Here is a 12293-nt window from a genome sequence, read left to right as displayed (position 1 = left end):
CGCGGGACGGCTCGCGCCGGGCGGGGCGCCTGCCGTCGCGCTCACTGACGCTCAACCCATCCAGTCGAAGGTGGCGGGGTCGGGACCGATGCGCCTGCCGGTGTTCATGGCGCCGATCGCCGCCATGTCCTCGGCGTCGAGTGTGAAATCGAACACCTCGATGTTCTCCCTGATCCGCTCGGGTGTGACGGACTTGGGGATCACCACGTTGCCGAGCTGGATGTGCCAGCGCAGCACGACCTGGGCGGGCGACTTGGCGTGCTTCATCGCGAGCTTGGCCAGCCCCGGATCGTCGAGCAGGCCCTTGCCCTGGCCCAGCGGGCTCCACGCCTCGGTGAGGATGCCGTTGGCCTCGTGGAAGGCGCGCAGCTCCTTCTGCTGGAAGTGCGGGTGCAGCTCGATCTGGTTGATCGAGGGCACGATCTCGGTCTCGCTCATGAGCCGCTCGAGGGTCTCGATGGTGAAGTTCGACACACCGATCGCGCGGATCCTGCCGTCCCGGTAGAGCCGTTCGAGCGTCTTCCACGCCTGGACGTACTTGTCCTGCGAGGGCACCGGCCAGTGGATGAGGTAGAGATCGAGGTAGTCGAGGCCGAGCTTGCCCAGGCTGGTCTCGAAGGCCGCCTCGGCGTTGTCGTGCTCGTCGTTCCAGAGCTTGGTGGTGATGAACAGCTTCTCGCGCGGCACGCCCGACCTGGCGATCGCGCGCCCCACCCCCTCCTCGTTGAAGTAGAGCTTGGCGGTGTCGATGCTGGTGTAGCCGGCCGCTACGGCGGTGCTCACCGCCCGCTCGGCCTCGTCGTCTGGCACCTGCCAGACACCGAAGCCGAGCTGCGGAATCTGAACACCGTCGGTGTTGAGAAGCAGTGAGTTCATGTTCATCTCTCCATTGTTCACTCTGAGTTAGCTGACGCTTCGGGTGGGCGTCCTACCGTGGCGCGTGTCGTGAGAGAACAGGAATCCGTGGCCTGGGTGGAGTCGCCACTACAGATGCTGTGCGCGGTCGAGGCCCACCACGCCGGGCTGCTGGGTGACCGCACGCTGGTGGTGCCGCGAGCGGGCCTGCGTCCGCTCGCCGCGACCAGGCGCGAGCTGGTGGGGCTCGCCCTGCCCGAAGGGCTGGAGCTGGCCAAGCCGCAGGAGCGCATGCCGCGCAGGCTCAACGCCGTCGGCGACGCCTTCTCCGGCAGGGTCCAGCTGCGCTGGATCACCTCACGCACCGGCCGCGTCGTGATCGTCGACGACGGCCTGGCCACGATCAGGCTGCTCGAACTGCTGTCCTCTGGACCGGCCAAGCCGCTGCTGCGGGCCCGCGCCACTCCAAGCACGTGGCGCGGCACGCTGGGCCTGCTCGCGGCGCTGCGGCTGCGCGCGGCCGCCAGGCGCGGTTCGCTGTCGGTCTTCACCGCCCTGCCCGTGCCCGACAAGCTGGCCGAGGCCGTACGGCAGGCGGGGGTGGGGCTCACCGGCCACGACTTCGGCTGGCTGCGCGAGCAGCCGCTCAGCGTGCCTGGACCGGCTGAGCGCACCGTCGTGCTGGGCACCTCCCTGGTCAGGAACGGCCTGGTGCACCGGGAGCGCTACCTGCACTGGCTGGAGGAGCTGGCCGAACGCGAGCCGTTCGCCTACTTCCCGCACCGCCGCGAGGACCCCGTCGACCTGGCCCTGATCCGCGAGAGGCCCGGCATCACCGTTCACGCCGCTGGGGTGCCCGCCGAGCTGACGCTGCGCGGGCTGTCGGCCGGCCAGCGGGTGCTGAGCCTTCCCTCGACCGCGATCAGCTCGCTGCGGGTGCTGCTCAGCCCGCGCGGCGTCGCCGTCGAACCCGTGCACGTGCCGGACGACTGGTGGACCAGCCGGGCGGCGCCTTCCCTCCGTTCGCACCTGCAGATGTTCTCGGGAGCTCCCAGTTGAAGGTTCTGGCCCTGGCCGACTCCGACTCGTACCTGAAGTGGGCGGCCAGCCTGCTGGACGACCTGCCGCCCGACTGCGTGACGGAGCTGGCGGTCGTGCGCACCCCGATCACCCCCTCGGCCGAGCAGATCGCCGCCGCCGTCGCGGGCACCCGCGCCTCCGCCGTCCCCGTGCTGTCGGCCAGGGCCCTGCGGAGGGCGGCCGAGCGGCTGAGGCCCGACGCGATCCTCGTGGCCTGCACGGGACCTGTCGTGGACGTGCTGGTCGCCGAGGTCTTCGACGGTCTGCGCCCGCGCCCGGTGTTCGTCACGGGGCTGCCCGGCATCTCGGTGCCCGCGACGGAGAAGGCGTGGCTCTACCGCAGCGGCTGCGACCTGTTCGTCGTGCACAGCGGGCGCGAGGTCGCCGAGTTCGGCGAGCTGGCGGCCACTCTCGGAGGGGGCGGGGCGGTGGGCCTGGCCAGGCTGCCGTTCCTGCGTGACGTCCCCGCCGTCGAGGGCGGGAACAGGGTGGTCTTCGCCACCCAGGCCAAGGTGCCCAGGCGCCGCGAGGACAGAGAGTCGATCCTGCGCGCCCTCGACAGGCTCGCCGTCACCCGCCCCGACCTCGACGTCGTGGTGAAACTGCGAGCGCTCGAGGACGAGCGGCAGACCCACAACGAGCGCCACCACTACGAACGGCTGTGGCGCGAGCTCGGCCTGACCGGGCCCGTGCGCTTCGCCGCGGGCCCCATGCACGAGCACCTGGCCAGCTCGGCGGGGTTCGTCACGGTCAGCTCCACCGCCGCCCTGGAGGCGATCGCCCAGGACGTGCCGCTGCTGGTGCTGTCCGACTTCGGGGTGAACGCCGAGATGATCAACCTGGTGTTCGAGGGCAGCGGGGTGCTCGGCACGCTGGACGAGCTGGCCCGCGGCGCCTTCATGACGCCCTCGCCCGAGTGGTGCGCGCAGAACTACTTCCACCCTCAGGGCGGCAGCGACTGGGTCGGGCTGCTCACCGCCCTGGTCATCGGTCCTCGCACGCCCGCGCGCTCCCTCCTCGACGGAGCCGAGCACGTCGCCGCCCGCCGCAGGGCTCGCCTGCGCGTGGAGATCCCGCCGAAGATGCTGAGGGCGGGCTACCGGGCCAAGCGACGCGTCCGCCGCTACATCAGGGCGCTCACCTGACGCTCCGCAGGGGGCCGGGATCCTCGTTCGGGGGTACTGGCGTTACCTTCTTCGCCCCCGCCACCATGCTTACCCTGGGGTTATGGGCCATATCGACCACCGCGCCGAGGTCCGCGAGTTTCTCAGCTCGCGGCGGGCGCGCATCACCCCGGAGCAGGCAGGACTACCCGCCTACGGCGGCAACCGCCGCGTCGAGGGACTGCGGCGGGAGGAGGTCGCGATGCTCGCCGGCGTCTCCATCGACTACTACGTCCGCATGGAGCGGGGGCACCTCTCCGGTGCCTCCGACAGCGTTCTGGACGCCCTGGCCCGCGCTCTGCAGTTGGACGAGGCCGAGCGCGACCACCTGTTCTCCCTGGCCAGGGCCGCCGGCCCCGGCACTCGCCGCCGCACGCCGCCGACCAGTGTGCGGCCCGCGATCCAGCAGGTGCTCGACGCCATCACCGACGCACCGGCCTGGGTGCGCAACGGCCGCCACGACATCGTCGCGATGAACCGCCTGGCCCGCGCCCTCTACGCCCCCGTCCTCGCCAGTCCGCGCCGCCCGGCGAACACCACCCGCTTCCTCTACCTCGACCCTGCCGCGCGCGAGTTCTTCGTCGACTGGGACAGGGTCGCCAACGACGCCGCCGCCATGCTCCGGCTCGAAGCGGGCCGCAGCCCGCACGACCGGGCGCTGATCGAGCTGGTCGGTGAACTCTCGACGCGGAGCGAGGTCTTCCGGCAGCGCTGGGCCTCCCACGACGTGCAGTTCCACCGCAGCGGTCAGAAACGGCTGCGCCACCCGGTGGTCGGCCAGCTCGACCTGAACTTCGAATCGATGGAGCTGCCCTCCGAGCCCGGCCTGACCCTCAACGTCTACACGGCCGCCCCCGACAGCCCCGCCGCCGACGGACTCAAGATGCTCGCCAGCTGGGCAGCCACCCAGGACCTCACCGAGGCGCAGCAGGCGGCCCAGGACCAGACCTGACCCGCGTCACCGATGTCCTGGCTCCGCCGCATCACCAAAGGGTGCGACCCAATCCGGGAAACCATTCCCCCGCACTGTCCATCGCGCCGCGGCCCACACCCCCGTCGGCCAGGGGCGCGGACCGCGCAGCGGGTCCCCTGGGTTGAGGGGTTCTGCCATTACCTGTAACAGCAGGCCCTGCCCCGTGTCCGAGCACGCGCGTTTGATGGAAGGGAAATGGCGTCGATCGGCCGCGGGCAGGTCCGACAACGAAGACAAAGATTCGGAAGACTCTGATGCGAGCTACTTTCATGTACGGTGCCGGTGACGTGCGCGTGGAGACCGTGCCGGACCCGGTGCCGCAGCAGCCCACCGACGCGGTCGTACGCATCGTGCGCTCGTGCGTCTGCGGCAGCGACCTGCACCCGTACCACTCCCTCCCTGCTTCGGAGCAGGGCACCCCGATGGGGCACGAGTTCCTCGGCGTCATCGAGGAGCTCGGCGGTGAGGTGTCCGGGCTGAAGCGCGGTGACCTGGTGGTGGCCCCGTTCGCCTACTCCGACAACACGTGCGCCTTCTGCCGCGAAGGCCTGCACACCTCCTGCCCCAACGGCGGCTTCTGGGCCTCCGGCGGCGTCGGCGGCGCCCAGGCCGAGGCGATCCGCGTCCCGCAGGCCCAGGGCACGCTGGTCAAGCTGCCCGTCGGCGAGGACTCGCAGCTGCTGCCGTCCCTGCTCACCCTGGCAGACGTGTACGGCACCGGCTACCACGCCGCCAAGCAGGCCGACGTCAATGCGCGTACCACGGTGGCGGTCATCGGGGACGGCGCGGTCGGGCTGATGGCGGTGCTGTCGGCCAGGCGGCTCGGCGCGGAGCGGATCATCCTGATGGGCCGGCACGACGACCGCACCAAGCTCGGCGTCGACTTCGGCGCGACCGACGTGGTGCCCGAGCGCGGCAGCGAGGGCATCGAGCGGGTGCGGGAGCTGACCGGCGGGGAGGGCGTCCACGCCGTGCTGGAGGCGGTCGGCTACATGAACGCCTACGAGACGGCGGTCGGCGTGGTGCGTCCCGGCGGGGTGATCAGCCGCGTCGGCGTGCCGCAGTACGAGGACGCGCCGATCGGCTTCGGCAGCCTGTTCGGACCCAACATCACGCTGACCGGCGGCCCCGCTCCCGTGCGCGCCTACATCGAGGAGCTGCTGCCCGACGTGCTGGACGGCACGGTCGAGCCCGGCCGGGTGTTCGACCGCGCCATCGGCCTGGAGCAGGTGCCCGACGGCTATCGGGCGATGGACGACCGGACCGCGCTCAAGGTGCTCATCCGGCCGTGACCCGCCACGCAAGCGCATCGTGGACTTCGAGAACCAGGCCGAGCCGGCCGTGTCCGCGGCGCGAACATCATCGGCGGCGTCGTCAACCCCGACTCCCGCGCCGCCACGATCGAACTCGTTTCACGAAAGGTCATCATGAAGCACACCACCCTGAGAGATCTGGACGTCTCCCGCATCGGCCTCGGCACGATGGGCATGTCCTTCGGCTACACCGGCGCGGGCACCGACGACGCCGAGTCCGTCCGCACCGTCCACCGGGCGCTGGACCTGGGCGTCACCTTCCTCGACACCGCCGAGATCTACGGCCCGTACGTCAACGAGGAACTCGTCGGCCGGGCTCTGAAGGGCCGCCGCGACCAGGTCGTGGTGGCGACGAAGTTCGGCATGATCTCGCACGCCGGCGGCCGCCCTGGAAACCTCGACAGCAGCCCTGCCAACATCCGCACCGCCGTCGAAGGCTCGCTCGAGCGCCTCGGCACCGACCACATCGACCTGTACTACCAGCACCGCGTCGACCCGCACACCTCGATCGAGGACGCCGTCGGCGCCCTGGCCGAACTGGTGGCGGAGGGCAAGATCCGCCACATCGGCCTGTCCGAGGCCGGGCCTGACACGATCCGCCGCGCCCACGCCGTCCACCCGGTCACCGCCGTGCAGTCGGAGTACTCCCTGTGGACCCGGGACGTGGAGGAGCGGGTGCTGCCGGTACTGCGCGAGCTGGGCATCGGCTTCGTGCCCTACTCGCCGCTGGGCCACGGCTTCCTCACCGGCACCATCCGCTCGCCCGAGCAGTTCGACGACACCGACTGGCGCAAGAACAACCCGCGCTTCACCGGCGAGAACTTCCAGCGCAACCTGGCGCTCGCCGACAAGGTGCAGGCCATCGCGGCCGAGGTGGGCGCCACACCGGCCCAGGTGGCCCTGGCCTGGCTGCTGGCCAAGGGCGAGCACATCGCCCCGATCCCCGGCACCAAGCGGGTCGCCCGGGTGGAGGAGAACGTCGCCGCCGACGTCATCGAGCTGACCGCCGATCAGATCGACAAGCTGAACAACCTCCCCCCGGCCGCGGGCGAGCACCACGACGAGGAGCAGATGCAGATGATCGAACGCTGACACCGCGGTACCTCGCACCACGGGAAAGCTCGACCATGGCCGGGTCAGGCCCGCTCGTCACGTTGAATACCGGCTGACCCCGGCTGACCAAGCTGGTGCTCTCGTCGGCCATGGAAGGCGAGAACGCCGCCCATCCCGGCTACGACTGACGACGTGGCATCACCCTGCGCATCGCCCGCCGCGGCGTGTCATCCAGCCAGCGGTCGGACCGGCACCTACGGGGCGGCAAGCACACGATGGCACGACTGGACGGCTATCGTCGCCGCGTCGGCCACTTCGTGTCCTTGGTTGCTCTCGCGGCTGCCCTCATCTGCTACCGCCGACATGCCACATGAGACGTTCTCTTGGTCGCTTCCAGTTCGTCGCCGACCACGCCGCGCCTTCGGCGTGAAGCGACCGTGCCGCGGCGCGGGCTGGAGTTGGGGCTTTTACCACTTGGCCGAACAGCTCTTTGATCGCCATCAGCGATCGCCTTCAAAGGCGGATAGGAGGGCAGCATCGGCTCACGCCACTGCCACTCCTCCGCTCGGAAAACACATGAAGGTTCAGGCGATCGCCACCGGCTGATCTATGCCGGAGTATTGTCAACGTCCGTCAGATCACCCGGCATGAACGCCGTGGGCGATAAGGAGAAGGGCTACGTTGCGGCCAAGAGGTACAGGCACGGTCTTCTCCAATCATTCGGCGTGGAGAACCTTATGATTTTGAAGGTCGTGCCTGTTCGTTCATCCGGCCAGCGTCGCACTTCGTCTCATTACCTGGGGGACAGCACGCGACCCTTGTACTGCGGGTGCTTGGTCTCCCAGTAATGCCAGCCTTCCACCCTGGCGGGCACGTTGGCGATTCCGCTGGAGACCCTGATCTGGCGGCACGAACCGAGCACCGACCATGACGACCAGCCGATGCGGTAACCGAAGACGCGGTACCACATGTTGCCGTACATGCCCTTGCTGATCTCCCGCGTGTACGAGTGTCCGGTGAGGACCATGTGCCGCTGCTCGAGGTGGGGAACTCCCGCCCTTCGCAGAATACGGACCAGGTCGCCGGTGGTGACCGCCTTCTCCCTTTCGCTCCCGGTTTCGACGTATGCGAGCACTTCGGCCTCCCGCTCGACCGTCGCCGTCATCTCGCCGCCGGGACCGTCGATGAAGCGGGTGCGGGGAACGAAGAAGTTTCTCGGCGAGAGCCGGTGGATCTTGTAGAGGAGGCGCGGCTTGCACCGCCTCTTGTCCGTGGCGGTCGCGCTGGCGCTGGTCACCGTCTCGTCGCCTGCGTCCCTGCTTGCCGCGTTCGCCGCCGAGGACAGGGGGGTGACCAGTGCCAGAGAAAGGGAGCCGGCCGTGGCGAGCATCACCATTCTCGTCATCGAGTAACGCGCCTTCGGCTGGACTGGAATGGCTGTGGAGTTCGTTCGAGGAGTGGGCGTGAACATGTACCGTTCCTTTCAGAATGCGACCGTGATCGCGACTGGTCCGCAAGCTGTGATGCAGCCTGTGCCTACCCACAGAGCGAGCGCTGGGACCAGGACAATGGTTGCAGTCGCCGCGAGTCGCTCCACAACGCCACGCCGGAGTTGAATTTCCCGTACCGGGAAAGATCCGGTAAATGAGTGACCCTATTGGGTCATCTATCGATATGGGGGATTCTCCCTTGAATGGGGACACCCTTTGACGCCGGATCCTGGGGTCTGAAGAAAGGGCCATTCATGGTGATGAAGGGGTATTCGCCGGATTTCATAGCGGATGCGGTCGCTTTGTACCAAGTTGGACCGGAATGGCGGGCCGGTCACGGCGGAGCCGCTGCAGTCGTGATCCGTGGACAAACTTGGGTCGTTCACCGGCGTGCCTTTCAGCGGCACGCGCGGACTGGGATGAGGAAACACTGGTCATGAACGGTGCCGGCGCCGCAACGTGTCGGGGTTCAGCACGATCCACACCACGGTGACCTCCGCCCCGGTGACGCTCACGCCGACCACCGCCACGCGGCCTGGCCGCCTGGAGCAGCACCAGACCCTCCCGGCCGTTCACGGACGCCACGGCCACATCGGTGCCGGGCTGGCCGGTCAGCGAAGCCGTGGCGGCCAAGGCGACCGCGTCCGTCAGTGGGTCAGGTGTGTACGGCGGCGCGCGGTTCGCGCGCCGCCATCGCTCACGACCATCGCGTCTGCCGCCAGGACCGCCTGCCGCGCCACCGTGTCCCCCGGCTCGCAGGCCACTGCGAACCGGCCGGTCGACACAGTCGTGTCTGGTGATGATCGCCTGGCTGATCTGGCGTGGTGCCGGGTCAGGTCGGTGGCGGGCTCGGGCCGACGCATCGGGCTGAGGGTGTGGGTGGTGGCGACGGGACGGGCGGGACGTGTCATCCAGGAGGGTGTGGGTGGTGGCGACCGGATCGGCGGCATGCGTCAGCCAGAAGGGTGTGGGTGGTGGCGATCAGACCGGCGGCACGTGTCAGCCAGAAGGGTGCGGGTGGGGGGGCGACCGAACCGCGGCCCCGCCCGCCGCTACCGTCGACCGCATCGGCGGGTTCAGCCCGCCGACACCGTCGAACTCGGCGATCGACGCCGACGCCGTCAGGCATGGGCGTCGCACGCCGGTGATCAGTCGGTCCACGCTCAGGACGGGCGCGGGGCGCGGCGGTCCTTGCGCTGGGCGAGCTCCTCCTCGTCCACCAGCGTGAGCATCGGCTTGCCAGGCTCGCACAGCATGGTGACGGTGAACCGGAGCGGGATGTCGTCGCGGTTGTTGCCGTCCTGGTAGTGGATGACGTCGCCGCCCGGCTCCCAGAACGCCTCCCCGGCGCGTACGACCCGCTCCGGCTCGCCCTCCACCTCCAGCAGCATCTCGCCCTCCAGGACGAAGCCGAACGCGGGCCCTGAGTGCCGGTGCGGCGGCGTGCCGGGGTCGCCGGGCGGAAACTCGATGACCACGGTCATGGCGTGCGCACCCGCAGGGATGAACGGCGGTTCGGCCTCCTGCAGCATGGTCAGCGCCGTCTGCCACGCGGTCGATCTCGGCTTGGGACGGATGTCAGTCATGGGAACCACCTCTCGTGAGCTACGGGCAGCAGCCAGGGCTACTTCCCGGTCGCGTTCCGGCCTGGCCAGTCGCTGTAGCGGATCTCGCCCAGGGTGGCGCCGTCACCCGGAACCAGCGTCCGCTCGCCCGGCGTGCTTCCGAAGTAGAGCGCGTGCGGGTCGGTGACCACCTCGCGCGGATCGTTCCAGCCGGCCAGGGCGTCACGGAAGAACTCGTCCATGCGGAACTGCTCGGGCCCGGCGACCTCGACCCTGCCGTTCAGTGGTGAGCCCACCGCGACCCTGCCGACCGCCTGGGCGACATCGTCGCCCGCGATGGGCTGGAAGCGTACGGGCGCGATGCGTACCTGGTCGCCGTCCGTGGCCTCATCGGCGATGCCCCGGACGAACTCGAAGAACTGGGTCGCGTGCACGAGCGAGAACGGCCTTCCTGACTTCTCGATCAGCTGCTCCTGGGCGATCTTCGCCCGGAAGTAGCCGTTCTCAGGCATCCGCTCCGTACCCACGACCGACAGCGCGACGTGGTGACCGACCCCGGCCGCCGCCTCCGCGGAGAGCAGGTTGCCGGTGGAGGTCTCGAAGAACTCCAGCACCGCGGCGGGCTCGAAGGACGGTGAGTTCGACACGTCGATCACCACCTGCGCGCCCGTCAGCACCTCGGCCAGCCCTTCGCCGGTAAGGGTGTTGACCCCGGTGTTCGGCGACGCCGCCACGGCCTCGTGACCGTGCTCGCCCAGTGTCTTCACGAGCTTCGACCCGATCAGGCCGGTTCCGCCGACTACCACGATCTTCATGGCAAACCCTCTCTGTCCGCCGGGGCACGTGTTGCCGACCGGTCGCCAGCTAAGACAGGGCAGCCCCCAGGCTTGTGACAACTGCCGCGAGATTCTTTCTCGGGCCGGGGACGAAGCCATCGTCGGCGACCGGGATCCTCGCTCTGGACACACCCACTGACCTGCGACGAGACTGGTCGTAGCGAAGTCCATGACCGGCTTCCGCGAGCAGGCCCTCACCGGAGCACGATTCGAGCGCGTGAACCTAAGGGCCGCCACGTTCGATGGCGTGTCGCCCCATGCAGGAAGTCGACTCACCCTTGCGCCGATCCCTAGCGGCTTGTTCGACAGCAGCCGCATCCGCGACGTCGAGGTCAGCGGCGAGTTGCTCGTCGACGCGAACTGAGCCGCCGCATCCCGAACGGGCCAGGATGACCCGACGCAGCCGACGAACTCCGTGCGACGTGGGCGATCCCGGAGCGGCTGCCGGCGAGGACATCTCCAAGCGACGCTCCATCGCGGGGTCGACGGTAAGCGAAGCGGCGTTCCACCGCAGCGTCGACTGTGAGTGAAGCGGCGCTCCCCTGCAACGTTGACGGTGGGTGAAGCGGCGCTCCACCGCGGCGTCGACGGCGAGTGGTCCTTCATCCAACGTCAACGTCGGCGCCGCCGTCTGGGTGAGCCCTCGAGGAATGTCTCAGCGGCCGGAGGCTTGCGATACCTCGGTGACGATGCGCACGGTCTGCGGGTCGGCGAGGAGGTGGCGGCCGCGAGCGGCGTCCGATGGACGAGGAGAAGGACGGCCCGCCTTCAGCCGGGCGGGCAGGGGGCGGTCGGAGACGCCTTCGGCGCGGTGAGGATCGCGGGACGTCGCAACGCCGTCCGCCACATGACCCTCCGGCCGCACCGCAGGGGAATCTCCCGGGACTGTCACCCCCGCTGGGCTGTCCTTGCTGCTCGAGGGGTAGACGGCAGGGGACAGGTCCAGGTTGGGGACTGGAAGGATGGGGTCGCCGACGGCGGGCGGCCAGGCGGGGGGCGATGGCGATGGCGGTGACGGATGCCGAATCGGGCGGTCCGGAAGACCTCGAGCAGGCCACAGCGGTGTTCGCCGGGGTGCGGCCGCGCCTGTTCGGAATCGCGTACCGGATGCTGGGCAGCGCGGCCGAAGCCGAGGACCTGGTGCAGGACGTCTGGCTGCGCTGGCAGGCGTACGACCGCGCCACGGTGGACAGCCCGGCCGCGTTCCTGGCGACGACGACCACGCGGCTGGCCATCAACGCCGCCCAGTCCGCGCGTGTCCGGCGCGAGACCTATCTCGGTCCGTGGCTGCCCGAACCGGTCGACACAGGCGCGGACCCCTACCTCGGCGCCGAGCGAGGCGAGGCCCTGGAGTTCGCGGTGCTGCTGCTCCTGGAACGGCTCTCGCCCACCGAACGAGCGGCGTACGTGCTGCGGGAGGCGTTCGACTACCCCTACCGGCAGATCGCCGACATCGTCCAGCTCAACGAGGCGGCGGTCCGCCAGCTGGTCAGCAGGGCCCGCAAGCGCGTACTCGTCGAGCGCCGCACGCCCGTGACAGGAGCCGAACAACGCAGGCTGCTGACCGCCTTCGTCACCGCGGCCCGCTCCGGCGACCTGACCGCGCTGGAGGAGCTCTTCGCCGCAGACGTGACCAGCTACTCCGACGGTGGCGGCGCCGTGCGCGCCTCCCGTTTCCCCGTGGCGGGCGCGTCGCGGGTCGCGAAGTACGTCAAGGCGTTCGCGGGCCACTTCTGGGCCGGAGTCGACGTGGGCTGGGCGAGCACCAACGGGCAGACCTCCGCCCTGCTCAGCCGCGACGGGCAGGCGTTCGCCGTCCTCACGGTCAACGCCTCGGAGCAGGGCATCGACCAGGTGCTGTGGATGATGAACCCGGCCAAGCTCACCGCGGTGTCCATCAAGCCTGACGCGCCACGACCCGCGCAGGGCTCATGATCCCGCACCGCCCGCGTCGTCCGTGGTGTT

11 protein-coding genes are annotated in these 12293 nt (G+C 69.6%); 7 read left to right on the top strand and 4 right to left on the bottom strand.

Annotation, left to right across the window (positions count from 1 at the left end):
- Positions 1-51 precede the first annotated feature (51 nt).
- A complete protein-coding gene (locus ABFX55_RS22545; protein ID WP_346123969.1) occupies positions 52-876 on the bottom strand; it encodes an aldo/keto reductase in 825 nt (274 codons plus the stop codon).
- A gap of 69 nt (positions 877-945) precedes the next feature.
- Between ABFX55_RS22545 and ABFX55_RS22540 the strand changes: the two genes are divergently transcribed.
- From ABFX55_RS22540 to ABFX55_RS22520, 5 genes are all read left to right on the top strand, one after another.
- Positions 946-1914, top strand: a complete 969-nt coding sequence (locus tag ABFX55_RS22540) for a hypothetical protein (protein WP_346123967.1) — start codon at positions 946-948, stop codon at positions 1912-1914.
- Complete coding sequence (locus tag ABFX55_RS22535; protein WP_346123965.1) at positions 1911-3080, top strand: DUF6716 putative glycosyltransferase; 1170 nt, start codon at positions 1911-1913, stop codon at positions 3078-3080. The genes ABFX55_RS22540 and ABFX55_RS22535 overlap by 4 nt, the downstream gene beginning before the upstream one ends.
- A 91-nt stretch (positions 3081-3171) precedes the next feature.
- A complete protein-coding gene (locus tag ABFX55_RS22530; protein WP_346124121.1) occupies positions 3172-4050 on the top strand; it encodes a helix-turn-helix transcriptional regulator in 879 nt (292 codons plus the stop codon).
- Positions 4051-4325: 275 nt separating this feature from the next.
- On the top strand, positions 4326-5363 hold the full coding sequence (locus ABFX55_RS22525) for a zinc-dependent alcohol dehydrogenase family protein (protein WP_346123963.1): 1038 nt from the start codon (positions 4326-4328) through the stop codon (positions 5361-5363).
- Positions 5364-5498: 135 nt separating this feature from the next.
- Positions 5499-6476 (top strand): aldo/keto reductase, encoded by a 978-nt coding sequence (locus tag ABFX55_RS22520; RefSeq protein ID WP_346123961.1) that lies wholly within the window; start codon positions 5499-5501, stop codon positions 6474-6476.
- Between the two features lie 754 nt (positions 6477-7230).
- Here ABFX55_RS22520 and ABFX55_RS22515 read toward each other — a convergent pair.
- The 3 genes from ABFX55_RS22515 to ABFX55_RS22505 form a co-directional block, all read right to left on the bottom strand.
- Complete coding sequence (locus ABFX55_RS22515; RefSeq protein WP_346123960.1) at positions 7231-7842, bottom strand: hypothetical protein; 612 nt, start codon at positions 7840-7842, stop codon at positions 7231-7233.
- A 1248-nt stretch (positions 7843-9090) separates the two neighbouring features.
- Positions 9091-9513: a cupin domain-containing protein gene (locus ABFX55_RS22510; protein WP_346123959.1), complete on the bottom strand. Its 423-nt coding sequence runs from the start codon at positions 9511-9513 to the stop codon at positions 9091-9093.
- Between the two features lie 38 nt (positions 9514-9551).
- On the bottom strand, positions 9552-10307 hold the full coding sequence (locus tag ABFX55_RS22505; RefSeq protein ID WP_346123957.1) for an SDR family oxidoreductase: 756 nt from the start codon (positions 10305-10307) through the stop codon (positions 9552-9554).
- A 190-nt stretch (positions 10308-10497) separates the two neighbouring features.
- On the opposite strand from ABFX55_RS22505, the gene ABFX55_RS22500 reads away from it, so the two are divergent.
- Positions 10498-10692 (top strand): hypothetical protein, encoded by a 195-nt coding sequence (locus ABFX55_RS22500; RefSeq protein WP_346123955.1) that lies wholly within the window; start codon positions 10498-10500, stop codon positions 10690-10692.
- 647 nt (positions 10693-11339) lie between these two features.
- Positions 11340-12263, top strand: a complete 924-nt coding sequence (locus ABFX55_RS22495; protein WP_346123954.1) for an RNA polymerase sigma-70 factor — start codon at positions 11340-11342, stop codon at positions 12261-12263.
- The last annotated feature ends 30 nt before the right edge of the window (positions 12264-12293 follow it).

This window comes from Nonomuraea roseola (assembly GCF_039535395.1).
GTDB lineage: Bacteria > Actinomycetota > Actinomycetes > Streptosporangiales > Streptosporangiaceae > Nonomuraea > Nonomuraea roseola.
This window is presented reverse-complemented; position numbering and strand designations above follow the sequence as displayed.

Excerpts from the sequence above, each read along its gene's own strand:
- ABFX55_RS22545 (WP_346123969.1), bottom strand. The coding sequence starts at position 876 with ATGAACTCACTGCTTCTCAACACCGACGGTGTTCAGATTCCGCAGCTC.
- ABFX55_RS22525 (WP_346123963.1), top strand. The coding sequence starts at position 4,326 with ATGCGAGCTACTTTCATGTACGGTGCCGGTGACGTGCGCGTGGAGACC.
- ABFX55_RS22520 (WP_346123961.1), top strand. The coding sequence starts at position 5,499 with ATGAAGCACACCACCCTGAGAGATCTGGACGTCTCCCGCATCGGCCTC.
- ABFX55_RS22515 (WP_346123960.1), bottom strand. The coding sequence starts at position 7,842 with ATGACGAGAATGGTGATGCTCGCCACGGCCGGCTCCCTTTCTCTGGCA.
- ABFX55_RS22510 (WP_346123959.1), bottom strand. The coding sequence starts at position 9,513 with ATGACTGACATCCGTCCCAAGCCGAGATCGACCGCGTGGCAGACGGCG.
- ABFX55_RS22505 (WP_346123957.1), bottom strand. The coding sequence starts at position 10,307 with ATGAAGATCGTGGTAGTCGGCGGAACCGGCCTGATCGGGTCGAAGCTC.
- ABFX55_RS22500 (WP_346123955.1), top strand. The coding sequence starts at position 10,498 with ATGACCGGCTTCCGCGAGCAGGCCCTCACCGGAGCACGATTCGAGCGC.